This window comes from Nonomuraea sp. NPDC002799 (assembly GCF_053592075.1).
The window spans coordinates 262576-288816 of the sequence record NZ_JBSFVA010000004.1; the positions used below are offsets into that span (position 1 = coordinate 262576).

A 26241-nucleotide genomic window follows, 5' to 3' on the forward strand; every position below is an offset into this window, starting at 1 on the left:
CGTAAACATCGCGGCGGAGGGAGTCAACCGGTGCCGGCAACGAGGCGGCGATCGTGGACGGGCTGGCGGTTCGTCGGGCCCTTCCTGGCGGCGTTCGCGCTCGTCTTCCTGGCGCCGATCGCGTACTCGATCTATCTGAGCCTGTTCCGCACCCAGTTGATCGGCGGGACCACCTTCGTCGGCGCCGACAACTACCTCAAGGCGGTGGGCGACCCGCAGTTCTGGTCGGCCGCCGGCAACGTGGCGCTCCTGCTGATCGTGCAGGTCCCGATCATGTTGTTCCTGGCGCTGCTGGCGGCGCTCGCGATCGACAGCGGCCGGCTGTACGGCACGAGCTTCTTCCGCATCTCGGTGTTCCTGCCCTACGCCGTGCCCGCCGTGGTCGCCACGCTCATGTGGGGCTTCATGTACGGCACCCGGTTCGGCCTGGTCGGCAACCTCAACGACGCGTTCGGATTCTCGCTGCCCGACCCCCTGTCGGCCGATCTGATCCTGGCCGCGATCGGCAACATCGTGACCTGGGAGTTCGTCGGCTACAACATGCTGATCCTGTACTCGGCGCTGCGCGTGGTCAATCCTTCCCTGTACGAGGCCGCGGAGATCGACGGCGCGAGCCAGCTCCGCATCGTCTACGCGATCAAGCTGCCCGCCCTGCGCGGCGCCCTGCTGATCGCCACGATCTTCTCCATCATCGGCAGCTTCCAGCTCTTCAACGAGCCCAGCATCCTCAAGAACCTGGCGCCGAACACGATCACGACCTACTTCACCCCGAACCTCTACGCCGCCTCGCTCTCCTTCAGCGGCCAGCAGTTCAACTACTCGGCGACCGTCGCCATCGTCATGGGCGTGATCACGATGATCATCGCCTACGTCGTCCAGCTCCGCGGCATGCGGAAGGGGCCCTGATCATGACCGCCACCGCCCGCGCGCGCCGCCCGCTGGTGATCCGCCGGCGCCCCCCGTCACCGCGGCGCCGGCGCAGTGTCACGCTGACCGTCCTGACCGCGATCATGCTCCTCTACGCGCTGCTTCCGCTGGCCTGGCTGCTGATCAACGCGACCAAGACGCAGGAGGGGCTGTTCGGCTCGTTCGGGTTGTGGTTCGACACCGACTTCGCGCTGCTGCGCAACATCGCCGGCACCTTCACCTACGACGGCGGCATCTTCACCCGCTGGCTGCTCAACACCCTGCTGTACGTGGTCGTGGGCGCGGGCGGTGCGACCCTGCTGGCCACGATCGCCGGCTACGGGCTGGCCAAGTTCGACTTTCCCGGCAAGAGGGCCGTGTTCGCCGTCGTCATCGGCGCCGTCGCGGTGCCCGGCACGGCGCTGGCCGTGCCGACGTTCCTGATGTTCTCCAGCATGGGCCTGACCAACTCCCCGTGGGCGATCATCATCCCGTCGCTGGTCTCGCCGTTCGGGCTCTACCTCATGTGGACGTTCGCCGCCGACGCCGTGCCGGACGAGATCCTCGAATCGGCGCGGGTGGACGGGGCGCGGGAGTTCCAGACGTTCTTCCGCATCAGCCTGCCCCTGCTGGCGCCCGGGATCGTCACGGTCCTGCTGTTCACCGTCGTCGCGACCTGGAACAACTACTTCCTGCCCCTGATCATGCTGAAGGACCCGGCCTGGTATCCGCTCACGCTCGGCCTCAACAACTGGAACGCCCAGGCCTCCACCACGGGCGGCGAGGCCATCTTCAACCTCGTGATCACCGGTTCACTGCTCACCATCGTCCCGCTGATCGCGGCGTTCCTGCTGCTCCAGCGGTACTGGCAGTCGGGCCTGGCCGCCGGGAGCGTCAAGGAGTAACCGGCGCCGCGACCGACCGTCCCCTAGGTACACCCATGAAAGGGACATCCATGACGATAAACCGCCGACACGCCCTCGCCGTGGGCGCCGCACTGTCGATATCGCTGATCGCCACCGCCTGTGGCTCTCCGGGTGGCGGGGCCGCCGCTCCCGCCGTCCCGTCCGCCACCGACCTGCAGGCCGCGCTGAACGCCGGCGGCAGCATCACGGTCTGGGCGTGGGAGCCGACCCTGAAGCAGGTGGTCGCCGACTTCCAGGCCAAATATCCGAAGGTGAAGGTCAACCTGGTCAACGCCGGCAGCGGCGACGACCAGTACACCGCCCTGCAGAACGCGATCAAGGCCGGCTCCGGCGTGCCCGACGTCGCCCAGATCGAGTATTACGCCCTGCCGCAGTTCGCCCTCGCCAAGTCGGTCACCGACCTGACGCCCTACGGCGCGGGCGGGCTCGAAGGCACCTTCACCCCCGGCCCCTGGAACTCCGTCCACACCGGCGCCGGGATCTACGGCCTGCCCATGGACTCCGGCCCGATGGCCCTGTTCTACAACAAGGAGGTCTTCGACAAGCACAAGATCGAAGTGCCGGCCACCTGGGAGGAGTACATCGCGGCGGCCAAGAAGCTGCACGCCGCCGACCCCAAGGCGTACATCACCAGCGACACCGGCGACGCCGGCTTCACCACCAGCATGATCTGGCAGGCCGGCGGCAAGCCCTACACGGTCGACGGCACCAAGGTGAGCGTCAACTTCGGCGACCCGGGCACGCGGAAGTTCACCGCGGCCTGGCAGCAGCTCGTCAGCGAGAAGCTGGTCGCGCCGATCATCGGGTGGAGCGACGCCTGGTACAAGGGCCTGGGCGACGGCACCATCGCCACGCTCGTGATCGGGGCCTGGATGCCCGCCAACCTGGAGACCGGCGTCAAGGCCGCGGCCGGCAAGTGGCGGGTCGCCCCCATGCCGCAGTGGGAGAGCGGCGGCAAGGCCACCGCCGAGAACGGCGGCAGCTCGCTGGCCGTCCCCGAGGCCGCCGCCGGCAAGACGCTCGCCTACGCCTTCCTCAAGTACGCCGGCGTCGACGAAGGCGTGCAGACCCGCCTGGACGGCGGCGCCTTCCCGGCCACCACCGCCCATCTCAACTCCGCGGCCTTCAAGGACAAGAAGTTCCCGTACTTCGGCGACCAGCAGGTCAACCAGGTCCTCGCCGAGTCGGCGAGCCAGGTCGTCGGCGGCTGGTCCTACCTGCCCTACCAGGTCTACGCCAACAGCGTCTTCAACGACCTGGTCGGCAAGGCCTACATCGGCGACACCACGCTGCAGGACGGCCTGCGGGCGTGGCAGGACGCCTCCATCAAGTACGGCCAGGAGCAGGGCTTCAGCATGCAGTGAGCCCACGCAGTGCCCAGCCCTGCCGGCCCCGGCAGGGCTCGCACCCCCGGCGGCCGCACCGGGATCAGCGGCGCTGTCGCCCTCCACCGAAGGAGCACGATGCCGCACTCATCTCGCACCTTACGCCGCTCGCTCGCCGCGCTGGCCGCCGCGCTGGTCAGCGTGCCGATCGCCGCGCTGACCGGCGCCGCCCCGGCCGCCGCCGACACGGCCCAGTTCAGGGGCGTGAACTGGGCCGACCCCAGAGACAACTACGCCGACGACCCCGTCATCCCCTCCGGGTTGTCGGTCTCCGACGGCTATGCCACGGTCCGGGCCAAGGCCGACGCCGTCATCGCCGGCTTCCAGGCGAACCTCGGCGCCAACACGGTCAGGCTGCCGGTCAATCCGTACTCCGTCGGCACAAGCTGGTGGAACGCGTACACGGGGGCCGTCGACGCCGCGACCGCCAAGGGCTTCAAGGTCGTCCTCAGCTACTGGGAGGGCACCGCGGCCAAGGACGGCCGGATCGACGATCCGGCCGCCTGGACCACGATGTGGAACACCATCATCACCAAGTACGGCGCCAACGGCCTGGTCTACTTCGAGCCCATGAACGAGCCGTTCGGCTACTCGGCGAGCGGCTGGGCGGACACCGCGGCGGGCTGGATCGCCGCCCATCCCTCGGTGCCCGCGAACCGGATCTTCGTCAGCGGCAGCGGCTACAACGACGACGTCACCACCGTCTGCGCCGACAGCCGGCTCAACGGGACCTTCCTGTCCCTGCACCACTACGGCTTCTGGGGCACCCACACCTACGCCGACTGGGTCACCGACCTGCGGAACCGGATCGGCTCGTGCGCCGCGCGCACCGTCCTGGACGAGTTCGGCGCGCCGATGACCACGGGTCTCGACTACAACGACGCGGGCAGCGCCGACAACTTCGTCCGGTACCTGCGTGCCGACACCGACACCGTCCGGGCCCTCGGGATGGGCGCGATCTACTGGCCGGGCCTGCGCAGCGGGGACCCGTACACGCTCCAGACCCTCGGCGGCAGCGGCGTCAACCTGACGCTCGCCACCCCCAACAGCAGTGGCGTCGACCGCCTCAAGCACGCCTGGGGCGTGACGGCCGGCGCCACGGTGTTGCGCGGCGTGGGCTCCGGCCGCTGCCTGGACGTGCCCGGCGCGACCCGCGTCAACGGCACGCAACTCACCATCCACGACTGCAACGGCGGCGCCAACCAGCAGTGGACGAGGACCGCGACCGGCCAGATCACCGTGTACGGCGACAAGTGCCTGGACGCCTACGGCCAGGGCACCACGAACAGCACCAAGGTCGACATCTGGGACTGCAACAACGGCGCCAACCAGCGGTGGACCCTCAACGCCGACGGGACGATCCGCGGCGCGCAGTCCGGCCTCTGCCTGGACGTGAACCAGGCGGCCACCGCCAACGGCTCCCTGGTGCAGCTCTACACCTGCACGGGCGGCAGCCATCAGCGCTGGCGGACCTCCTGACCCCTACCCGGCCGGCGCGGACGGCATCACTTGTCAGCACACGTCAGGCGCGATGTTCACCTGGTCCACGGCCGGGGGAGCAGCAGGTTTGGCCCGGCCGATCACGGGCACCGAGCGGCCAGGCGATCGAAGGGGATGCCGTGGCACGCAAACTGCTGGCGATAGCGAACCCGGCCGCGGGCGGGGACGACGAGGAGACCCGGCGTACGGTGCTGCGCACGCTCGGAGCCGAGGCCGACGTCGTGGACCGCGTGGTGGAAGGGCCGGCCGACCTCGACCGGGTCCTGGCCGAGCACCCCGGCCGCGTCCCCGTCGTCCTCGGCGGGGACGGCACGCTGCACCGGGTGGTGGCGGCGCTGCTCGGCCGCGACGAGCTCGCCGCCCGGCCGGTGGGCCTGATCCCGATGGGCACCGGCAACGACCTGGCCCGCGCGCTCGGCATCCCGCTGGATCCGCGGGAGGCCGCCCTGGTCGTGCTGCACGGCGCCGAGCGGCGGCTGGACCTGCTCGTCGACGACGACGGCGGCATCGTGCTGAACGCCGTGCACGTCGGCGTCGGAGCGGTGGCCTCGCAGCAGGCGACCGCGCTGAAGCCGGTCCTGCGCCGGGCCGCCTACGCGGTGGGCGCCCTGCTCGCCGGGATGCGCAGCCAGGGATGGCACTCGAAGGTGCGGGTGGACGGCACCCTCGTCGCCGACGGCCGCCGGCGGGTCCTCATGGTGGGCATCGGCAACGGCAGCTCGATCGGCGGCGGCACCCCGCTGGCCCCCGGCGCGCGGCCCGACGACGGGCTGGCCGACGTCGTCGTCTCCTTCGCGGTCTCGCCCTGGGCCCGTGCCGCCTACGGGGTGTTGTTGCGGCTCGGCCGGCATCGCGAGCGCCACGACGTCGTGAGCCTCAGGGCGCGCTCGGTCGTGGTCGAGGGCGAGCCGGTGCCCGCCAACGCCGACGGCGAGCTGCTGCCGCCCGCGCCCCACCGGGCCTGGACACTGCGCCCTGGCGCCTGGCGAGTCATCGCGCCCAGCGGATCAGGCGGCTGAGCGGCGCGCCCGGCGCGTCAGGCGGCTGAGTCGCGCGCGCCTCAGGCGGAGGCGGTTCTGAGGCCGTCGAGCATCACGGTGGTGAGCGGGTCGCCGAACCGGGCGCCGGGGCGGCAGACCATCACGTTGAGCAGGGCGACGATCTGTTCCGGCGTGATGTCGCTGCGGATCGACCCCTCCTGCTGCGCCCGCCGGGCGATGCCCGCGAGCAGCTCGTCGATCTCCCGTACGAGCTCCGCCCGGGACGGCGGCACCGGCGGCGAGCCGGCCAGCGAGGTGATCAGCGCCAGCGGCTGCCCCGTGCAGTAGCGCACGACGCTGAGCAGCACGTCCCAGCTAGGGCCGGGCTCGCCGATCCGGGCGCGGAGGTGGGCCCGCAGGTCGGTGAGCGTGCCGGCGGCGAGGTCGTCCACGAGGGCGCGGCGATCGGGGAAGTGGCGGTAGAGGGTGCCCACACCGAGCCCGGCCGCCTGGGCGATCTCGTCCATCGAGACGCCCGGCCCGCGCTCGGTGAACAGGTCGAGCGCCGCCGTCACGATGCGTTCGCGGTTGCGCCGCGCGTCGGCCCGCATGAGGTCCACCCCCTAACCGGAATTCCACCTTCAGGTTACTGTACCGTGGCGTACCGGAAGCGGAATTTCCGATTCATGTTAGGAGCGTGTGATGAGAGTCGGCCTCTACCTCCACAGCGGCGGCGCGGACATCGACACCCTGCTGGAGCAGGTGCGTGCCGCCCGGCAGGCCGGGTTCGCGAGCGTCTTCTTCAGCCAGATGACGTCATGGGACGCGATCAGCCTGGCCGCGCTGGCCGCACGGCACACGCCGGGGATCGAGGTCGGCACCGCCGTGGTCCAGACGTATCCGAGGCATCCGCTGGCGCTGGCCGTACAGGCGCGGACCGCGCAGGCGATCAGCGGGAACGCGTTCACGCTCGGCATCGGCCCGAGCCACCGGGAGGTCATCGAGGGCTCCTTCGGGCTGTCCTACGAGCGCCCGGCCCGCCACATCCGTGAGTACCTCACCGCGCTGATGCCGCTCCTGCGCGGCGAGGCGGTCGACTATCGCGGCGAGACGCTGTCGGCCGCCGGCCAGGTCGACGTCCCCCTTGCGGGCGCGCCGCCCGTGTTGTTGTCGGCGCTGGGTCCTGCGATGTTGCGGATCGCCGGTGAGCTGACCGACGGCACGGTCACCGTCTGGACCGGCGCCCAGGTCATCGGCGAGCACATCGTCCCGCGCATCACGGAGGCCGCGCGGGCGGCGGGACGCCCGGCGCCGCGCGTCGTCGCCAGCGCCATGGTGGCGGTCACGGACGATCCGGAGGCGGTGCGGAGTGAGATCGGCGCCCGCTTCGGCTTCGCCGGCGACTTCGCCAGCTACCGTGCCGTGCTGGATCGCCAGGGCATGTCGGGCGTTCACGAGACGGTCATCGCGGGGGACGAGAGCGCCGTCGAGAAGGAGATCGGGCTGTTCGCCGCCGCGGGGGTGACCGACTTCCTGGTCAGCGCGGTCGGCGACGCGCGGGCCCAGGCCCGCACCCTCGCCCTCCTCGGCCGCGAAAAGGGGTGATGGTCGGCGGCGCTGTGGTGATGGGCGGCGGCGTCGTGATGACGGCGCCGGTCCTGGCGGTCGGCGGCGCGTCCGGCCCTCGCGTGATGAGACGCGAGGGCGGACCGGCGCCGACGGCGTATGGGGTGGTCCGCCGTGATGAGACGCGGAACGGACCGGCGCCCGCGGCGTACTGCGCGGGCTGAGCGGCCGTCACTTCTTGAAGGCGTCCTTCACTTTCTTGCCGGCGTCCTTGACCTTCTCGCCGGCCTGCCTGACGTTGCCCTCGGCCCGGTCGGCGCGGCCTTCGGCCCGCAGGTTCTCGTCGCCGGTGGCCTCGCCCACGTTCTCCTTCGTCCGGCCCTTGAGCTCTTCGGCCTTGTTACGGATCTTGTCGTTGGTGCTCATCTTCATCCCTCTCTCGTGTGTGCCCGGAAGTACTCCCTCTGTCCGAGCCGAGAGACCGGAAACACGAGGCCGGCAAAGAGCCGCCATAGACGGCAGCCGCGGATCACCGATCGTCGCCGCGCCGGCCGGGAACGGACCCGGCCGGCACGGCGACGGCTATGAGGCAGCGGTCTCAGCCGAGGCAGCGGTCTCAGCCGAGGTGGCGGGCGAAGAACCGCAGCGCGTCGCCGGTCTCGAACGCGGGGATCCCCCCGTGGTCGCCGGGGTTGGCGTGCAGCGTCTTGTCGGCGGAACCCAGGGCGTCGAACAGCGCCAGGGCCTGATCCCTGGGCACCCGCGCATCGTCCCATTGGAGGAGGAACTGCACCGGCACGGTGACCTCGGCGGCGGGTGCGGCCAGCCCGTGCACGCCGAGCAGACCGAGGACGGCGGCGCGGATCCGGGGTTCGGCGGCGAGCAGCGGCACACCGAGCCCGCAGCCCATCGACACCCCCCAGTAGCCGACCGGGCCGGTGCCCACGTGGCCGAGCTCCTGGACCGCGGTCAGCACGGCCTGCCAGTCGGCGACGGCCTGCTCGGCCAGCAGGGCGTGCATGGCCGCGACCAGCCCGGCCGGATCCTCTCCGGCGCCCATGCGGGCCCGCATGCCGCCCGCGAACTGGATGAACCGCTCATCCTTCGGCCGGTCGCCGTGGTTGGGGGCGTCGATGGCGGCGACGGCGTAACCCCCCTCGGCGACGAACCGGTGTGCGCCGGCCAGGACGCCGGGGGCCTTCTTGTGCTGGCCGCCGCCGTGTCCCATCAGGATCAGCGGGCGGGGGCCGGTGGCGTCCTGCGGGGTGAACAGCACACCGGTGATCTCGCCGAGGGTGAAGGACTGTTCGGTGACGCCGCCGGCCGACGTCTGAGAGGTCAAGCTGAAGCGCATAGCGTTTCAAAGCCTTTCGGGGGTGCCTTCGGGCGCTCCCTAGACCATGCGAAGGAGGGAGCCCCGATCTGTCATCACAGCGTTGATGGGTCTCACCTCCTCAAGTCGTACTGCCGCACGGCGAGGACGAAGATAGCACGGACGTCTCCCTGGGGGCAGCCCCAAGGTGGGTCGTACTCTTTGTGGGTGACCACAAAGGTGTCGGTGGAGGACCTGCTGCGCTCTCCCGCCCTGCAGTTGCGGCTGCTGGCCGGCGAGGCGGGTCTGGGCCGTTCGGTGTCGTGGGCGCACGTCAGCGAGCTCGACGACCCCACGCCGTGGCTGCTCGGCGCCGAGGTCATCATGACGACGGGCATCGCCGTCCCGCGCCAGGCGGCCGCCCAGCGCGCCTACCTCGAACGGCTCGACGACGCGGGCGTGTCCGCGCTGGCCCTGTCGGCGCAGTTGCACGTGCCGCCCCTGCACGAGGCCTTCTTCGAGGCCGCCGAGGAGCGGGGGATGCCGGTGCTGGAGGTGCCGCTGGCGGTGCCGTTCATCGCCATCGCCCAGGAGGTGGCCGCCGCCGTGCAGGAGGACTCCAGGCAGCGGCTCGGCGCGCAGCTCCAGGTGTTCGGCGCGCTGCGCTGGCTGACGACCGAGGACCTCGACACCGCGACCTTGTTCAAGCGGCTGGAGCGGCTGTCGGGCTACGAGGTCTACCTCTGCACCCCGCAGGGGCGGCCGTTGTTGCCGGGGGTGCCGGTGCCGGATCCCGCCATGTTGCCCTTCGAGCCGGACGCGCCGCCCACCATTCCCGGCGGCTTCGTCCTGCCGGTGCCGGCGCCCGGCGGCCCCGCCGGTTTCCTCGTCGCCTTCGAGCGTCAGGGGGCCAGGCCCGCCGGTCTGGCCGTGGTGCAGCACATCGCCACGGTGGCCGCCCTGAAGGTGGCCATGGCCCGCCACGAGCGCGAGACGCTGCGCCGTCAGGGCGCGGAGACCCTGTCCGAGCTGCTCCAGGACGTCCTCGACCCCGAGACGGCACGGCGGCGCCTGGTCAGGCTGGGCCTGCCGGCGGCCGACGAGCTGGTCCTGCTCGTGATCAGGGGCGTGCCCGACGAGGCCGTCCACCGCGCGCTCGACGACCGGCCGCATCTCATGCTGCGCAGGGGCGACGACCGCTACGTGCTGGGCCGGCCCGCCCTGAGCGCGGTGGTCGCCGGGCTGCCGGGGGTCGCGGCGGGCGTGAGCAGGCCGTTCCCGCCGGGGGAGTCCATGCGGATCCCCAAGCGGGAGGCGGTGTGGGCGGCGTCCACGGCGTCGGAGTCGGGGCGCCCGCTGATCCACTACGGCGACGACACCACCGGCAGATGGCTGCCCGACGACCCGTGGGCGCTCACCGCGCTGGTCGAGAACGTGCTCGGCCAGGTGCTGGCCTACGACTCGGCGCACGGCTCCCAGCTTCTGGCCTCCGTACGGACCTGGATGGAGCGCGACCGGCACACCGAGGAGGCCGCGGCGGCGCTGCACATCCATCCCAACACCCTGGCCTACCGCCTGCGCAGGTTCGCCGACCTGAGCGGCCGCGACCTGTCGTCCACCGCCGCGTTCGCCGAGGTCTGGCTGGCTTTGCGGGCCGGCCGTCAGCTCGGTCTCATGGACTGACCTCAAGGCGGAGCACGTCCCGCACCGCGGCCAGCGACAGGGTCTTGTAGCCGACCGAGTCGAACAGCACGGTGATCCGGTCCGGCTCGCGGCTCATGACCGTCCCCTGTCCCCACATCTTGTGCGTCACCTTCGCCTGCAACGGGAACGGCTCCTGGCCGGAGGCGGGCGCGGGCTCGTCCGCCGGCTCGGCCGCGGTGCCGTCGCGGCAGGTGTCGCAGGTGCCGCAGGCGCTTTCGTAGGGCTCTCCGAAGTAGGCGAGCAGGAACCGGCGGCGGCACCCCCTGGTCTCCGCGTAGCCGCGCATCATGTCGATCCGCGAGTCGTCGACGCGGTGCCGCGCCTCGTCGATCTCGACCGCCCGCTCGGCGGCCCGCTCCGGCGTCAGCTCGCGCGAGGTGTAGCGCAGGTCGCCGGTGTCCGTCACGGTCAGCGCGCCCGCCTGCTCCAGCAGGTTGACGAGCCTGGTCAGGTGGGAGGCCCTCACCTTGAGCAGCGCGGCCAGCTCGCCGGCGGGCACCGTGCCGGCGTGCTCGCGCGTCAGCGTCGCCACGCGCAGCAGCGCGTCGGCGTCGGCCCGTCCGCCGGTGAAGAAGCGGCGCAGGCCCAGGTCCTCCTGCCGGTAGAACAGCACGGCCGAGGCGGGCGCGCCGTCCCGGCCCGCCCGGCCGATCTCCTGGTAGTAGGAGTCGGGCGACTCCGGCGGCCCGGCGTGCAGCACGTAACGCACGTCCGGCCGGTCGATTCCCATCCCGAACGCCGACGTCGCCACTACGGTGTCCACCTCGCCCTCGGTGAACAACTCCTGCACGCGGGTGCGCTCGGCGGTCCGCATGCCCCCGTGGTACGCCTCGGCCCGGCGGCCCAGGCCGGCCAGCGCCGCCGCGTACTCCTCGGTCTCCTTGCGGGTGGCCACGTACACCAGGCCGAGACCGTCACGGGCGGCCGCGTCCTCGATCAGCGCCTCCCTCTTGTCCTCCGCCCGCACGAACCGGCGGACCTCCAGCGAGATGTTCGGCCGGTCGAACCCCCGGACGATCTCCGCCGGGCGGACCAGGCCGAGCGAGCGGACGATCTCCTCGCGCACGTTCGGCGCCGCCGTGGCGGTCATCGCGATCACCGGCGGATGCCCGAGCCGTTCGATGACCTTCCCGAGCCGCAGGTAGTCGGGGCGGAAGTCGTGCCCCCACGACGAGACGCAGTGGGCCTCGTCGATCACGATCAGCGACGGCCCGGCCTGCGCGAGCCGTTCGACGACGTCGGGCTTGGCGAGCTGCTCGGGGGACAGGAACACGAACTCCGCCTCCCCCGCCGTCACCTTCTCCAGCCCGGCTGAGACGGACGAGGTCGAGTTCACCGCCACGGCGCCGCCCGCGTCGGCCTTGAGCAGGCCGGTCACCTGGTCACGCTGGAGCGCGATGAGCGGCGAGACGACGATCGTGGGCCCGTCGAGGAGCTGCGCGGGCACCTGGTAGACGGCCGACTTGCCGGCCCCGGTCGGCATGACGAGCAGCACGTCGCGCCCGGCCAGCAGGTGCTCCATCGCCTCCTGCTGGCCCGGCCGCAGCCGCTCCCAGCCGAAGCGGTGCTGGGCCGTGGCCCGCAACCGCCGGCCCCGCCGCCCGAACCGGGCCTTCAGCTTCATCCCTAAACCCATGTGTTACTCACCCTTCATGCGGTGGGCGGCCAGTACCCACCCTGGCCGGCCCCATGCGCTCCGGCCCGGCGTGGCGCTCTTCGCCGCAGGGCTTGATCGACATAATGAGGCGTACGGCCTGTCCGTCCGGCAGGAGGAGCCTGTGCTTTCCGTCTTGGCAATGGCAGTGGTGGCCGCTCTCGTCGCGGGGGCACCGGTCTCCCGCGCGCCGGTCTCCCGCGCGCCGGCTGAAGGCGTTCCGAAGGGCGCCGGCGACGGCATCCCGGCCGAGTGGCGCAAGCGCACCACGCTCCGGGTCCTGCCCGGGCGGCCCCGCCAGAACAGCAACGTGCGCCTGCTCGGGCACTGTCCCACCACCGCCGATCACGCCATCATCGGGTCCACCGCGTTCAACCTCAAGGGGTCGAGGCGGCTCTACCGTGAGGTGGGCGCGTCGCCGTCCGACCGGGGCCTGTTCCGTCGCTCCGTCTCCATCTCCTACTTCGCGCTCCCCGGCGACCACGAGGTCCGGATGACGTGCGTGAACGTCACGATGAACCAGAAGACCCGGATCAGGAAGATCGACGTGATCAGCCGCTGCTCGGTCCCGCTGGAGGTGCGCAGATTCAGGATCGCGCAGTTCTTCTGGTAGCCCGGCCGCTCACCTGACAGGCCGGACGTCCCGCGCGTCAGTTGTGGGCTTTTAGGGCCATTGTCGACTTGTGATCTATTCGGTCCTGTCTCGTGATGAATGAGCAGAATGAGGCGATAGTTCACCTCCCGTTCATTCTCTTCCTTTCCATCGTTCACTCTCGGGCTCCAACGTGCCCGAGGGCAAGTCGCTTGATCAGCGCTGAAGAACGTGGAAGAAGGGACGCATACCGATGCGGCCAATGGCAGGACCATGGTTAAGGGGCGGGCTCAGAAGACGAGGACGTCTGGCCACCGCCGCCGCGCTCGCGGCAGTGCTCGTGAGCACCCTCGCGACGGCGGCCTACGCCGACCCGGCAGAGCAACAACGCGGCCGGCCCACCCCGACGCCGACCAGCTCGACCACCCCTCCGACGCTCACCCCGGCCGCCGGCTCGTACCTCGAGGGCACCGCGAAGATCGCGGCGGTCCCGACGACCGCGGGTGACAGCGTCACGAAGCTCACCGTCGGCGACGCCGCGATCGAGGCCACCAAGACGGTGGGCACGTCCAAGCTCCGCTTCGACGTCGGCTCGAACTCGACGGAGGCGCAGTACCACAGCCACGTGCTCGTCAACGGCGCTCACCGCACCGACATCGGCGACCACGTGAACGAGCGGGCGACCATCGAGATCCCGAACGAGCAGCTCGTCAAGGGCGAGAACACCGTCGAGATCGTGGTCGGCACGATCCAGTCCTCGTGCGGCACCAACTACGACGACTTCGTGCTGTCCGACGTGGGCCTCGAACTCCTCGGCGAGGTCGCGGACGGCGAGGACAACCCGTACACCTTCTCCTTCGGCGACGGCAGTTGCGGCACGAACACCACGCTGCTGAAGCGCGCCACGCTCAAGTTCTTCGTCCAGGGCGACCCGCAGGGCACCACGGGCCTGTCCGCCGACCTGGACACGACGAAGCTGGCCAACGGCGAGCACGCCATCACCGCCACGACCGCGGCCGGCGCGACCGTCAAGAACACCGTGACCGTGAACAACTCCCCGGCCGGCGCCCCCCGGCTGCTGCCCACCGACGGCACGCTCGTGGCGGGCACCAAGCCGGTCTTCGCGACGGTCCCGGCCGCCGGCGGAGGCGGCGTCAAGTCCCTCACCGTCGACGGCGCCGAACCCGCCACGAAGGCCACGCTCGGCAACGGCGCCGCGCAGCTCGCCTTCGACGTGGGCGCGGACTCGATCGACGACAAGTTCGACAACTTCCTGCTCGTCAACGGCAAGCGCATCGACCTGGGCGGCTCCTGGGTGAGCCAGCGCGTGACCGTCGACGTGCCGGCCAGGTTCCTGGTGCCGGGTGACAACACGATCAAGGTCGTCACCGGGGACTACAAGGAGACCTGCGGCAACGGCCGCGACGACTTCACCATCGCGAACCTCACCCTCGCCCTCGACGGCGCCACCGTGACAGGACAGGACATCAAGGCGTCGTACGAGCTGGGCGACGGCACCTGCGGCAGCAGCCAGACCGCGCTGCGCGAGGCCGAGCTGCGCTACACCTTCGACGCCCCGGCGGTGCACGTGGCCGAGACGCTCGGCTCGGGTGACGCGACCCTCAGCTTCAACGTGGGCAGCAACTCGATCGAGGCGCGCTACCAGAACTTCGTGCTGGTCAACGGCCAGAAGGTGGTGCTCGACGGCGACTTCGTGAGCCGCCGGGTCGACCTCACGATCCCGAACGAGTTCCTGGCGCCCGGCTGGAACACGATCGACTTCGTGGCCGGCACCTACCCGACGTCCTGCGGCGCCAACCGCGACGACTTCGTCCTGTCGAACATCGCCCTCACCCCCGCGCAGGGCACGGCCGCCGGCCGGCTCGTCAAGGCCTCGTACGGCATGGGCGACGGCAACTGCGGCGACACGGTGAACCCGCTGACCGAGATCGACCTCGAATTCCTCGTGGACGCGCCGGCCCGCGGCCTGCGCGCCGACCTCGACACCACCGCGATCAAGGACGGCAAGCACACCCTGGCCGCGGTGTCGAGCACGGGCGAGACCGCCACCCGCACGCTGACCAGCGACAACTCCGCGCCGAAGGTCGCCAGGAGCGTCCCGGCGGCGGGGCAGAAGATCACCGCCTCGGTCATCCTGGACGTCAAGGTCGAGGACGCCTCGGCCGTCGTGTCCGGGCCGGACGTCAAGCTCGACGGCCAGGCGATCGAGCTGGGCGCCCAGGTGGGCCCGGGGCTCAAGGCCGGCGCGCACACGCTGACCGTGACCGGCGCCGACGGGCTCGGCAACACCGCGACCCGCGAGATCGTGTTCACCTCCGCCGGCATCCCCGACGTGCCCGCCGAGCTGAGCCCGGCACTGGGCGCCGTCGACGTGTCCGACCCCGCCAAGCTCTCGGCGAAGGTGGCCGAACCCGACGGCGGCAAGGTGACGGCCACGTTCTCCGAGGCCCAGATCCTGACGCCGGACCAGGTGTTCCAGGGCACGACCCAGGCCATCCCCACGACCCTGCAGGTTCCGGGCGAGAAGCGGGTCAAGGCCGAGGGGCTCGACCCCGCCGACGGCAGGACGCTCGACGCGCCGTCCGCCCAGGACATCACCTACCAGCGCTACGACGTCCAGGTGAAGGGGCACGTGGACGCCCCGGTCCTGCGCTGGGAGGGCGCCATCGACCCCGAGCGGCTGGTGTCGCTGCGGGTGTGGAGCACCAAGGCCAAGGCGTGGGAGCTGCTGACGAGCGCCCGCGGCGCCGCGCAGGGCAAGACCGTGCTCACGGCCGTCGTCGACGGCGACTACATCGACAAGCAGCAGGTGCACGTCATGGTGACGGGCGAGGACCCGTTCGCCGACGACATCGACCCGGGTGACCCGAACGGCTTCGCCGACCCGGCCGACTACGACTTCTCGATCGTGCACTACACCGACACGCAGTACATCTCCGAGGGCGCGGTGGAGCAGGAGAGCGCCGAGGAGCGCGCGGTGTGGGAGTCCGCCTACGCCGGCGTCGTCAACTGGATCACCGCCAACAAGGACCAGCGCAAGATCTCCTACGTCGCGCACACCGGCGACATCATCGAGAACAACATCCGCAAGCCGGCCGACGAGGCCACGCAGCGGCAGATCACCGGCGAGTTCGAGGTGTCGTCGAAGCAGCAGCGCGTGCTCGACGACGCGAAGATCCCGAACGGTGTGATCGCCGGCAACCACGACAACCAGTCGGGCACCGAGGACGGGCCGGACGCCCTCTACAACAAGTACTACGGCCCCAGCCGCTACCAGGAGGGTTCGCAGGGCTGGCAGCACGCCGAGTACGGCGGCCCGTGGAGAGAGGGCGACAACCAGAACCACTACGACCTGTTCTCCGCGGGCGGGCTGGACTTCGTCGTGGTCGGCCTGTCGTACGGCGTGACGAGGGAGGAGGCCGAATGGGCCGACTCCGTCTTCAAGAAGTTCCCGGGCCGCAACGGCATCCTGCTCTCCCACGACTATCTCGTGCCGAGCACCAACCCCGACGGGCGCGGCGCCGGATTCTCCGCACCCGACGGCTCGATGTTGTACAAGACCGTGGTCGAGAAGAACGCCAACGTCTTCCTGATCCTGGCCGGGCACGAGCACGGTGTCGGCACCAACGTCAAGCCGAAGGTCGGCCAGGTCGGCAACGGCGTCGTCGAGCTGCTGGCGGACTACCAGTTCTACACGGTGTCGGCCGACCGGCTCGGGCTCACCGAGATCGGCGGATACAACCCGCAGGACCAGCTCCAGTTCGGCGCGAGCTTCTTCCGGCTGCTGCAGTTCAACGTCAAGCGGGCGGAGCTGAGCGTGGACACCTACTCCCCGCTGCTCAACGACTTCGGCGCCGCCGAGTTCGATCCGCTGCACCGCTACGACGGGCGCGAGGACAACATGGTCCTGCCGGTCGACCTCACCTCCCGCACGACCACGTTCCAGACCGACGCGCTGGCGCTCTACAAGCCGACGCGGATCATCGGCAAGAGCACGGTCGCCTCGGGCCAGGTCGCCTCGGTCACCTGGGACCGCCTCAAGGACGACACGGCGTACGCCTGGTTCGTCACGGCCCGCTCCGCCGGCGGCGGCGTGACCGCCTCCGAGCCGAGCGTCTTCGTCACCGAGGACGAGCACGGACGCCCCGGCAAGTGGGGTCCTGACTCGCCCATGTACCGCTGGTTCAAGCACTGATCCGGCCCTGACCAGTCGCCGCCCCGGACTCCGGTCCGGGGCGGCCTTCCCTCGATCGGGAGAGACCTGACATGTCCCGCTGGAGCAGGCTGTCCGCCTTCCTCCTCGCCGCCCTGATCTGCTGCGGGCCGGCCGCCCCGGCGTCGGCGCACGACGCGACCACCGAGGCCCATGCCGAGGTGAGCGGCACGGGCCCGGACGTCAAGGTGGTGCTCGACCTCGAATACGACCTGCTCATGAAGTCGGCCTGGCTCTACGCGGAGTCCTACGAGGCGAAGGAGCGGACCGAGCAGCTTCGCCAGCTCAAGATCAATCACGACGCGGTGATCGCGTACGTCACGCGCCGCTTCGACGTGGCCTACGACGACACCTCGTGCGTGCCCAAGTCCGTCGGCGACGCGGACGTGCGCGTCCGCGACAAGAAGTCGTTCGCGGTGCTGACCCTCGCCTACGACTGCCAGGGCGAGCCCGGGGGAGCGCACGCGATCTCCAGCGCGCTGTTCCCCGACGCCGAGAGCTTCGTGCACAACACGGAGACGCTCCTGCGCTACGACCTCGACGGCAGGAAGGGCGCGGCGGTCCTGGTCGCGAAGAGCCCCACGCTGCGGATCGGCGAGCGCCAGGCGTCGCACCAGATCGGCGAGTTCTTCCTGCTCGGCGCCGAGCATCTGCTGCTCGGCCTCGACCACATCCTCTTCCTGCTCGCCCTGCTCATCGGCGCGCGCCGGCTGCGCGACGTCGTCATCACGGCCTCGGCCTTCACAGCGGCCCACAGCATCACGTTCCTGCTGGCCGCGATGGGCGTCGTGGACGTTCCCGGCGCGATCGTCGAGCCGATCATCGCGGCGTCGATCGTCGTCGTGGCGCTGGCGAACCTCCTGGGCCGCGGCGAGGACCGCCTGGGACGGTGGCGGCTGCCGATCGTCTTCGCCTTCGGCCTGGTGCACGGGCTGGGGTTCGCGGGCGCGCTCGACATCGACGAGAGCGGGTCGTGGGAGTTGTTGTTGTCGCTGCTGAGCTTCAACGCCGGCATCGAGGCGACCCAGCTCGCGATCATCGCCGTGCTCTTCCCGCTGCTGGTGCTGCTGCGCCGGACGGCCGCGGCCCGCTGGGCCGTGGCCGCCCTCTCGATCCCGATCGTCGCGGTCAGCGTGTACTGGTTCGTCGAGCGCGTCCCGCTTCCCCTATGACCAGGTGACGGGCAGCTCGTGCATGCCGTAGACGGTGGCGTCGTCCTTGAACGAGAGCTCCTCGGCGGGGACGGCCAGCCGCAGGCCGGGGATCCGCTGGAACAGGCTGTTGAAGACGATCTCCAGCTCCACCCGGGCCAGGCTCTGGCCCAGGCACTGGTGCGGGCCGAAGCCGAAGGCCAGGTGGCTGCGGGCGTCGCGCTCGATGTCGAACCGGTCGGCGTCCTCGAACACCTCCGGGTCGCGGTTGCCGGTGTTGGCCAGCGTCAGCACGCCCGCGCCGGCCGGGATGACGGCCCCGCCGAGCTCCACGTCCTCGACGGCCACCCGCGCGATGGCGAACTCGGCGATGGTGAAGTGCCGCAACAACTCCTCGACCGCGCCCGCCGTCTTGTCCGGGTCGGCGCGCAGCGCGGCGAGCGACTCGGGGTGCCGCAACAACATGTACGTGCCCAGCGAGATCATGTTGGCGGTGGTCTCGTGACCGGCGATCAGCAGCAGGAACGCCAGGCTGAGCAGCGCCCCGTGGTCCACCCCGCCGTTCTGGCGCTGCTTGAGCACCTGGCGGCCGAGCAGGTCGTCGGTCGGGTCCTCCTCCTTGGCCTTGATCAGCTTGTCCAGGTAGACGGCCAGCTCGAAGGAGGCGTGCCTACGCTGCTCGGGCGTGGCGGTGCGGTCGAGCAGCCGCGCGGAGTGGGTCTGGAAGAGGTCGTGGTCGCCGTACGGCACGCCCAGCAGCTCGCAGATCACCAGCGAGGGCACCGGCAGCGCCAGCGCGGTCACCAGGTCGGCCGGGCGCGGGCCCGCCAGCATGGCGTCGAGGTGCTCGTCCACGATCTGCTGGATGCGCGGGCGCAGCGCCGCCATGCGCCGGACGGTGAACTCCCCGACCACCGCGCGGCGGGCCGGGCCGTGCTCGGGCGGGTCCATCTCCAGCATCATCTTCGGCAACGGTGAGGAGCCGGGACGCTCGCCGCTCAACCTGGGGGCGTTGGGATGGCGGCGGTCGGCGCTGAAGCGCGGATCGCTCAGGATGGTCCGGATGTCCTCATAGCGGGCGGCGACCCAGGCGTCCGAACCGCTGGGCAGCGTGACCTTGGTGACAGGCTGCTCACGCAGGAGACGAAGGTGCTGCTCGGGCGGCGCGTACGGACAGGCACGCGTGATCTGGAGCGTCTCGGCGGAGTCAGCGGTCATGATCGTCCCCATTCATTCCAGCCATCTTCCCTACATATGCAGGCTAACCTACAGATGTAGGGATAAGTACACTTAAGCGTGGCCCTCACCAGAGACGGAAACAGCGACGCCGGCGACCCCCGGGTCCGCCGCACGCAGGCGGCCCTGCAGCGCACCCTGATCGACCTCGTCCACGACCGTGACCTGTCCCGGATCAGCGTGGCCGACGTCGCCGAGCGCGCCGGAGTGAGCCGCTCGACGTTCTACGACCACTACCGAGACGTGCACGAGCTGGCCGAGGCGGCCTGCACCAGGATGATCGACGAGCTGATCGAGGCCATCCCCAGCCAGGGGCCGGGCGAGATCCCGCGGGAGCCCGCCGACACCCTGCTGACCTTCTTCTCCCACCTCGCTGAGCACGCCGGGCTCTACCGCAGCGTGCTCGGGCCCCAGGGCAGCGCGCGCGTCATCGACCACGTACGCCGCCGGGCCACCGTGGCGGGCTACGTCGGCGCGCGCCCGCCCGCCACCGGCGCGGACGCCCCCTCGCCGGCCGGAAGCACGATGACCACCCCGCACGACGTGCCCGCCGCGTTCACCGCGGGCGCGCTCATCGGCGTCGCGACCGATTGGCTGCAGCGCGACTGCCCGCGCACGCCCGCCGAGATGGCCGCCCTGACCTGGCCACTGCTGAGGGCCCTCTACCGAGGTGACTCCTGATCCCCGTCAACTGCCCCTAACCGTATTTGTCGCGGAATCTCCCTGGATTAGCCGCGAACGTGCTCGCTGTGATCTTCTGAGCACCGGGGGAAGGCGTGAGCAAACGGTGGGTCCACTCGCTGCGGACGCGGCTGGCGCTGTTCGCCAGCATCGCCATGTTGCTGCTGAACGTGGTCGTCAGCACGGTCGTGCTGTACGGCATCAGAAGCGAGGCCACCGAAGCCCGGGCGCACCAGGTGTCGAGCCGGGCCCTGCGCGTGCTTCTCATGGTCAAGCGGCACCACTTGCCCCAGGTGCTGGACGCCGGTGACCTCGACGGCCTCCAGGTCGTCGACGCGGCCGGGCGCGTGGTCGCCTGGTCGCCCAGCCTGGCCGGCCGGCCCCGCCAGACGATCGTGCTCCCCCGCCCCGACCAGGCCAACGAGTCCGGCGAGATCTGCGGCCTGCCCGCCTACCCGGACCGGTGCGAGATCGTGGTGGCCCTGCGCGCCTACCAGGCGGACGGCGAGTGGGTGATCTACGCCTACGCGCCGGCCGTGCCCTGGTACGTCGGCCCGCACGTGATCCTGTTCCAGCTCGGCTTGACGACGTTGCTGGTCGCGCTGGCCTGGTTCGGGGTGTCGCGCATCGTGGCCAGGACGCTCGCGCCCGTCGACGACATCACCAGGAAGCTGGCCCAGATCACCGCGGGCGGCGGCGGGCTGCGCGTCCCCGTGCCGGAGAACGACGACGAGATCAGGGCCCTGGCCGAGACCGCCAACCAGACGCTGGAGCGGCTGGAGGTGGCGCTGGAGCAGCAGGAGGCCGTGATGGAGCGGCAGCGCAGGTTCGCCGGCGACGCCTCACACGACCTGCGCAGCCCGATCACCGCCATGCGCACCCAGGTCGAGGACGCCATGCTGCACCCCGAGGACACCGACTGGCGGGAGACGGGCGGCGAGGTGCTCGCCAGCCTGGACCGGCTGCAGGCCATCGTCACCGATCTGCTCACGCTCACCAAGCTCGACGCCGGCGCCCAGGGCGATCGCGAGCCCGTGGACCTGGGCGAGCTGGCCGCCGGCGAGACCGCGCGGCCGCGTACCAAACGCGTCGTGACCGACCTGGAGTCCGGCGTGGTCGTCGTCGGGGACCGGCTGCAACTGGCCCGCCTGCTGACGAACCTGCTGGACAACGCCGAACGGCACGCCGAGACACAGATCACCGTGTCGGTGCGGCGGCGGGACTGCGACGCCGTGCTGGAGGTCCTCGACGACGGCGCCGGCATCGCGCCCGACCAGCGCGACGTCGTCTTCCAGCGCTTCACCCGCCTGGACGCCTCGCGCAGCCGCGACGCCGGCGGAACCGGGCTCGGGCTGCCCATCGCCCGGGAGATCGCGAGAAACCACGGCGGCGCGCTGACCATCGAGGACTCCGACTCCGGCGCCCGGTTCGTCCTACTGCTGCCGATCCAAGGGTGCTGAGCGGGAACGCGACCTGAGTATGGGCTACTCAGGCCCACCCGCGTCCGCGTCCTTAGGGTCAGGGCGAACAGACAGGATTGAGGGGGACACCATGCATCTCGTTCCGCCGTCGCCCAAGGCGCTGGCCGCGTTGGAGAGCCGGTTCCAGGAGTTGCGGGAGGCCGGGCTGCTGCCCGCGCACATGACGTTCGAGGACTACTACGCGGTCTGGCGCTCGGACCAGAGCCCGCCCCGCACAGCGGGCCGGGACGACGGCGGCGCCGGCACCGCCCCGGCCCCGGCCCCGGGCGACGCCCAGCTCATCGTCCGGCCGCCGAAGAAGCTCAAAGGGAAGATCAGGACCTTGGTGCTGCTCGTCGACTTCCCCGACCGGCCGCACCGGCCCGAGCACGACGCCGCCCACTTCCGCAAACTGTTGTTCGGCGCCGAGCCCGGCAGCATGCGCGACTACTACCGCAAGATCAGCGCCGGGCCGAACGCCGTCGACGTCGAGGGCGAGGTGTTCGGCTGGCTGCGCCTGCCGCAACCGCTCTCCTTCTACACCGACAACCAGTCGGGCCGGGGCAGGGAGCCGCGCAACGTCCAGGGCATGGGCCAGGACGCGGTCCGGGCGGCGCTCGCGGCGGGCGTCGACTTCACCTCGTTCGACGTGCTCGGCGAGCACCGCGTGACCGCGCTCGTCGTCGTGCACGCCGGGCCCGGCGCGGAGGACTTCGCCGGTCCCGAGCGGCTGGGGTTCATCTGGAGCATGAAGTGGAACGTCGGCCGGCTGCCCATCGCCGTCGCCCCGGAGCTGAACGTGACCACCTTCCTCACCCTGCCCGAGGACTGCAAGGTCGGCGTCTGCGCGCACGAATGGGGTCACCTGGTCCCGCGCTGGGCCGACTACTACGACACCGATCGGCGCGACACCCGGCTCAAGTCGCAGGGCCTGGGCGACTACTGCCTCATGGCCTCGGGAAGCTGGGGCAACGACGGCGACACCCCGGTCTTCCCCAACAGCATGCTCCGCATGTTCCACGGGTGGAGCACCCCGCGGGTGATCACCGGGACCGCCCGCGGCCTGGTGCTCCGGCCCGTGGCCGAGGGAGGCGACTTCCTGCAGGTCCGCAATCCGGCCACGATGAAGGACACCCAGTACGTCGTCGTGGAGTACCGCCGCAAGCAGGGCCAGGACGAGTTCCTGCCCGACGAGGGCGTCGCCGTCTACATGGTGGACGAGGCCATCGAGGACAACGACGACGAGAACGCGCTCGCGGTCGAGCTCATCCAGGCCGACGGCCGCCGCGACCTGGCCAAGATCGCCGGCAACCGGGGCGACGTGGGCGACCTGTACCCCTCGAACGGCAACGCGACGCTGAGCGTGCGCACGCGCCCGGCGCTCCGGCTGCCCGGCGGCGGCGACACCGGCGTGATGCTGAGCGTCTCCGGCACCCCGGGGGACGACGACATGACCGTGGACGTCGTCTTCGACGAATGAGCCCGCGTCATCCGCCCGGCCGCCGCCCGCTTCCCCCGCCCGGGACCGGACCGCCCTGAAGCGCAAAGAACCGGGCATGATCACGGGGATGCGGCTACGGCGGCCGGTGGGCGGGGTAGGTCCCCGACCGGCCGGGCCCGCCACCGACGAGCGGGCGCGCGTGCTCACTCAACGGGGGAGTGACCTGTGAGAGTCGTCGTCGATCTGACGCGCTGCCAGGGATACGGGCAGTGCGCGTTCCTGGCGCCGGACGTCTTCACCATGCACGAAGAGGCACTCCGGTACGACCTCGCGCCCGATGACGAGCGGCGCGAGCACGTGCTGCGGGCCGCGGCCGCCTGCCCGGTCCAGGCCATCCACCTCGACTGGACGGCGATGCGACCCGGCGGCGGCGCGCGAGCGTCCGCCGCCATCGGGCGAAAAGCCCGCATCGTCATCGTCGGGGCCTCCCTGGCCGGGGCGCGGGCCGCCGAGGTGCTCAGGCGGGAGGGCTTCGCCGGGTCGCTGACGATGATCGGCGACGAGCGGAGCGAGCCGTACGACCGGCCTCCCCTGTCCAAGCAGGTCCTCACCGGGCAGGTGCCGGCCGAGCACACCGCGCTGCCGCGCCTGCGCGAGGTCGAGGCCGAATGGTTGTCCGGCACGCCCGCCACCGGGCTGGACGTGGCCGGCAAGCGGGTGCTGCTGGCCGACGGCCGGGCGGTCGGCTTCGACCGGGTCCTGCTGGCCACCGGCACCCGCGCGCGGTCCTGGCCGGACGAGGCGGAGGCGGCGCTGGACGGCGTCCACACGCTGCGCACCGTGGCGGACGCCGCCGCGCTGCGGCGGGCGCTGGCCGCCCGCCCGAGCCGGGTGCTGATCCTCGGCGCCGGGTTCACCGGCTGCGAGATCGCCTCGGCCTGCCGCGAGCTGGACCTGCCGGTGACCGTCGTCGAACGCGGCCCCGCCCCGCTCATCGGCGCCCTGGGCGGCGTCATCGGCGACGTGGCGGCCCAGATGCACCGCGACCACGGCGTGGACCTGCGGTGCGACACGACGGTCACGGCCCTGGAAGGCGACGCGGACGGGCGGCTGCGCCGGGCGCGCCTGTCGGACGGGAGCACGGTGGAGGCCGAGGTGGCCGTCGTCGCGCTCGGCTCCATCCGCAACGTCGAATGGCTGCACGACTCGGGGCTGGCCGCGGGACCGTGGGGGGTGGCCTGCGACGCGGGCTGCCGCGTGGTGGACACCAACGGCCTGGTCACCGACGACATCTTCGTCGCCGGCGACATCGCGCGCTTCCCGCACCCGCTCTACCAGTACCAGTTCATGACGCTGGAGCACTGGGGGAACGCGGTCGCCCAGGCCGAGGTCGCCGCGCACAACATGGTCAGCGACCAGGCGCACCGCTGGCCGCACCTGTCGGCGCCGGTCTTCTGGTCCAGCCAGTTCGGCGTCAACATCAAGTCGGTCGGCGTGCCCACGTTCGCCGACGAGATCGTCATCACGCAGGGGTCGACGGCCGAGCGCCGTTTCGTCGCCGTCTACGGCTACCAGGGCCGCGTCACCGCGGCGGTCACCTTCGACCAGGGCATCTGGCTGGACTTCTATCAGAGCCTGATCGAGCGGGCCGCGCCGTTCCCGCCCGACTTCCGCCACGTCGACCAGCGCGAGAGCGCGCAGCCCAGGCCCGCCCGGGTCCCCGAGCGGCTGGTCGCCGCCGCGGGCGCGACCGTCGTGGTGACCGGCCACGATCCGGCGGAACGCCGCGCCTCGCTGCTGCACGGGCGGCCGCGCTGACCGTACGACCGTTTCGACGTGCTGTATCGACCTGCTAGGAGCAAAAGGTCATGTCATCGCCCAGTGTCTTCGAGCAGATCCTCGACCCCGCGCGCCGCGCCGACCCGTACCCGCTCTACGACGAGCTCCGCAAGACGCCGGTGGCGCGGCAGGCGGACGGCACGTACGTCGTCAGCACGTACCGCGAGATCGTCGCGCTGCTGCACGATCCGCGCATCAGCTCCGACCGCCGCAACCTCGTCCCGTCGGCGCATCCGGACCTGATGCCCTCCTTCATCGGGCTCGACCCGCCCGAGCACGACCGGCTGCGCCGCCTGACCATGCGCCACTTCGGCCCCCCGCACTCGCCCGGCACGGTCGACGGCCTGCGCCCCCGGATGCTGACCATCGCGACCGAGCTGATCGACGGCATCGCGGGCAAGAGCCGGGCCGACATCGTCGACGAGGTCGCCTACCCGCTGCCCGTCGCGGTGATCTGCCGGCTGCTCGGCGTTCCCGAGGAGGACGAGCCGCAGTTCCACGCCTGGGCCGACCAGATCATCGAGACGCTCGGCCCCGGCGAGGAGGACCGCGCCGAGCGCGAGCGGGAACGCCAGGCCGTGGCGGGGGAGCTGGAGCGCTATCTCGGCGGGCTCGCCGACGCCCGCCGCCGTCAGCCCGGGGACGACATGCTCTCCGGGCTGGTGACCGAGGCGGGCATGACACCCGCGGACGTCGTCGCCACCGCCGTGCTGCTGCTGATCGCCGGCCACGAGACCACGATCAACCTCATCGCCAACGGCATGCTCACCTTCCTGCGCGAACCGGAGCTGCTGGCCCGGGTCCGCACCGACCCCGGCCTGATCATCCCCGCCGTCGAGGAGCTGCTGCGCTACGAGCCGCCCGTGCACCTGGTGTCCTCGCGGGTCGCGCTCGCCGACATCACCATCGCCGGCACCACCATCCCGGCCGGTTCGCCCATCGTCCTGGCCCTGGCCGCGGGCAGCCGTGACCCCGCCCATCTGGACGATCCCGGCCGGTTCGAGCCCGGCCGGCAGCGCAACGAGCACCTGGGCTTCGGTGGCGGAGTGCACTACTGCTTCGGCGCGCCGCTGGCCCGGCTCGAAGCCCAGATCGTCCTGGCGGAGCTGGTCCGCAGGCTGCGCGATCCCCGGCTCGTCACGGACCCGCCGCCCTACCGGCCGAGCGCGGTCCTGCGCGGGCCGCGCCACCTGCTGGTCGACTACGACGGCGTCGATCCGGCCTGAACCTGAGCAAGACAGGGCCGGCGCCGGTCAGCCGATGAAGGGCTCAAGGGCGAAGCGGCCCCACGCGATGAATGCGGCGAGCGCGAGATAGCCCAGGTTCAGCGCCACGAACGCGAATTCGCCGCGGCGGCCATGGGTGATCATCGCGCCGACCATCAGCAAGACCCAGCAGACGGCGGTCACCGGCACCAGAACCGGTGCGATGCCGAGCGCGGCGGGCAGGATCAGGCCCGCCGCGGCCAAGAGCTCGAGGATGCCGAGAGTCTTGACGAAGCCGACGCCCGCGTTCGCGGTCCATCCCCCGCCATGGGCCGCGGCCAGTTTCTCTTTTGGCACGAATGTCTTGCTGATGCCGCCGCCCAGGGCTACCGCGGCCAGCAGCCCGGCAGCTATCCACAGCGCGAGGTTCATCGTCCAGCTCCTAGATCGGAGATTGCCTGCCCTGTGT

The 26241-nt window shown here is 71.2% G+C and carries 21 protein-coding genes; 15 read left to right on the forward strand and 6 right to left on the reverse strand.

Annotated features, from left to right (window positions below; translation table 11 throughout):
- Window positions 1–30: 30 nt before the first annotated feature.
- The 5 genes from ACWD0F_RS10575 (at window position 31) to ACWD0F_RS10595 (ending at window position 5736) form a co-directional block, all read left to right on the forward strand.
- Window positions 31–906 carry a carbohydrate ABC transporter permease gene (locus ACWD0F_RS10575; protein ID WP_449873979.1) on the forward strand — a complete coding sequence of 292 codons (876 nt, stop codon included), beginning with the start codon at window positions 31–33 and terminating at the stop codon, window positions 904–906.
- A 2-nt stretch (window positions 907–908) separates the two neighbouring features.
- Window positions 909–1811, forward strand: a complete 903-nt coding sequence (locus ACWD0F_RS10580) for a carbohydrate ABC transporter permease (protein ID WP_449873981.1) — start codon at window positions 909–911, stop codon at window positions 1809–1811.
- 50 nt (window positions 1812–1861) lie between these two features.
- Entirely contained in the window at window positions 1862–3196 is a 1335-nt protein-coding gene (locus tag ACWD0F_RS10585; RefSeq protein ID WP_449873983.1) for an ABC transporter substrate-binding protein, read from the forward strand.
- A gap of 99 nt (window positions 3197–3295) precedes the next feature.
- Window positions 3296–4696, forward strand: coding sequence for an RICIN domain-containing protein (locus tag ACWD0F_RS10590; protein WP_449873985.1), 1401 nt, complete (start codon window positions 3296–3298; stop codon window positions 4694–4696).
- A gap of 140 nt (window positions 4697–4836) precedes the next feature.
- Window positions 4837–5736 (forward strand): diacylglycerol/lipid kinase family protein, encoded by a 900-nt coding sequence (locus ACWD0F_RS10595; protein WP_449873987.1) that lies wholly within the window; start codon window positions 4837–4839, stop codon window positions 5734–5736.
- A 41-nt stretch (window positions 5737–5777) separates the two neighbouring features.
- Here ACWD0F_RS10595 and ACWD0F_RS10600 read toward each other — a convergent pair whose 3' ends face one another.
- Entirely contained in the window at window positions 5778–6308 is a 531-nt protein-coding gene (locus ACWD0F_RS10600; protein WP_449873989.1) for a TetR/AcrR family transcriptional regulator, read from the reverse strand.
- 91 nt (window positions 6309–6399) lie between these two features.
- On the opposite strand from ACWD0F_RS10600, the gene ACWD0F_RS10605 reads away from it, so the two are divergent.
- Complete coding sequence (locus tag ACWD0F_RS10605) at window positions 6400–7302, forward strand: TIGR03564 family F420-dependent LLM class oxidoreductase (protein ID WP_449873991.1); 903 nt, start codon at window positions 6400–6402, stop codon at window positions 7300–7302.
- A 192-nt stretch (window positions 7303–7494) separates the two neighbouring features.
- Here ACWD0F_RS10605 and ACWD0F_RS10610 read toward each other — a convergent pair whose 3' ends face one another.
- Both ACWD0F_RS10610 and ACWD0F_RS10615 read right to left on the reverse strand, forming a co-directional pair.
- Complete coding sequence (locus ACWD0F_RS10610) at window positions 7495–7689, reverse strand: CsbD family protein (RefSeq protein WP_449873993.1); 195 nt, start codon at window positions 7687–7689, stop codon at window positions 7495–7497.
- A gap of 190 nt (window positions 7690–7879) precedes the next feature.
- On the reverse strand, window positions 7880–8605 hold the full coding sequence (locus ACWD0F_RS10615) for a dienelactone hydrolase family protein (RefSeq protein ID WP_449873994.1): 726 nt from the start codon (window positions 8603–8605) through the stop codon (window positions 7880–7882).
- Between the two features lie 198 nt (window positions 8606–8803).
- Here ACWD0F_RS10615 and ACWD0F_RS10620 point away from each other — a divergent pair, with 198 nt between their 5' ends.
- Window positions 8804–10258 carry a PucR family transcriptional regulator gene (locus ACWD0F_RS10620; RefSeq protein ID WP_449873996.1) on the forward strand — a complete coding sequence of 485 codons (1455 nt, stop codon included), beginning with the start codon at window positions 8804–8806 and terminating at the stop codon, window positions 10256–10258.
- On the opposite strand, the gene ACWD0F_RS10625 is transcribed toward ACWD0F_RS10620, so the two are convergent.
- Complete coding sequence (locus ACWD0F_RS10625; protein WP_449873997.1) at window positions 10248–11915, reverse strand: RecQ family ATP-dependent DNA helicase; 1668 nt, start codon at window positions 11913–11915, stop codon at window positions 10248–10250. The genes ACWD0F_RS10620 and ACWD0F_RS10625 overlap by 11 nt on opposite strands.
- A gap of 154 nt (window positions 11916–12069) precedes the next feature.
- Here ACWD0F_RS10625 and ACWD0F_RS10630 point away from each other — a divergent pair, with 154 nt between their 5' ends.
- The 3 genes from ACWD0F_RS10630 to ACWD0F_RS10640 all read left to right on the forward strand — a co-directional run bounded on the left by ACWD0F_RS10630 (window position 12070) and on the right by ACWD0F_RS10640 (window position 17931).
- The gene (locus ACWD0F_RS10630; RefSeq protein WP_449873998.1) at window positions 12070–12546 is read left to right on the forward strand and encodes a hypothetical protein; all 477 of its coding nucleotides are present in this window, start codon (window positions 12070–12072) and stop codon (window positions 12544–12546) included.
- A 319-nt stretch (window positions 12547–12865) separates the two neighbouring features.
- Window positions 12866–16741 carry a metallophosphoesterase gene (locus tag ACWD0F_RS10635; protein WP_449874000.1) on the forward strand — a complete coding sequence of 1292 codons (3876 nt, stop codon included), beginning with the start codon at window positions 12866–12868 and terminating at the stop codon, window positions 16739–16741.
- 71 nt (window positions 16742–16812) lie between these two features.
- Window positions 16813–17931 (forward strand): HupE/UreJ family protein, encoded by a 1119-nt coding sequence (locus ACWD0F_RS10640; protein ID WP_449874001.1) that lies wholly within the window; start codon window positions 16813–16815, stop codon window positions 17929–17931.
- Here ACWD0F_RS10640 and ACWD0F_RS10645 read toward each other — a convergent pair.
- Complete coding sequence (locus ACWD0F_RS10645; protein ID WP_449874002.1) at window positions 17926–19128, reverse strand: cytochrome P450; 1203 nt, start codon at window positions 19126–19128, stop codon at window positions 17926–17928. The genes ACWD0F_RS10640 and ACWD0F_RS10645 overlap by 6 nt on opposite strands.
- 78 nt (window positions 19129–19206) lie before the next feature.
- Between ACWD0F_RS10645 and ACWD0F_RS10650 the strand changes: the two genes are divergently transcribed.
- From ACWD0F_RS10650 to ACWD0F_RS10670, 5 genes are all read left to right on the forward strand, one after another.
- Window positions 19207–19827 (forward strand): TetR/AcrR family transcriptional regulator, encoded by a 621-nt coding sequence (locus ACWD0F_RS10650; protein WP_449874004.1) that lies wholly within the window; start codon window positions 19207–19209, stop codon window positions 19825–19827.
- Window positions 19828–19922: 95 nt separating this feature from the next.
- A complete protein-coding gene (locus ACWD0F_RS10655; RefSeq protein WP_449874006.1) occupies window positions 19923–21287 on the forward strand; it encodes a sensor histidine kinase in 1365 nt (454 codons plus the stop codon).
- Between the two features lie 91 nt (window positions 21288–21378).
- Complete coding sequence (locus ACWD0F_RS10660; protein WP_449874007.1) at window positions 21379–22767, forward strand: M6 family metalloprotease domain-containing protein; 1389 nt, start codon at window positions 21379–21381, stop codon at window positions 22765–22767.
- 186 nt (window positions 22768–22953) lie between these two features.
- On the forward strand, window positions 22954–24546 hold the full coding sequence (locus ACWD0F_RS10665; protein ID WP_449874008.1) for an FAD-dependent oxidoreductase: 1593 nt from the start codon (window positions 22954–22956) through the stop codon (window positions 24544–24546).
- 50 nt (window positions 24547–24596) lie between these two features.
- The gene (locus ACWD0F_RS10670) at window positions 24597–25793 is read left to right on the forward strand and encodes a cytochrome P450 (RefSeq protein ID WP_449874009.1); all 1197 of its coding nucleotides are present in this window, start codon (window positions 24597–24599) and stop codon (window positions 25791–25793) included.
- Window positions 25794–25820: 27 nt separating this feature from the next.
- On the opposite strand, the gene ACWD0F_RS10675 is transcribed toward ACWD0F_RS10670, so the two are convergent.
- Window positions 25821–26204, reverse strand: a complete 384-nt coding sequence (locus ACWD0F_RS10675; RefSeq protein ID WP_449874010.1) for a DoxX family protein — start codon at window positions 26202–26204, stop codon at window positions 25821–25823.
- Between the last annotated feature and the right edge of the window lie 37 nt (window positions 26205–26241).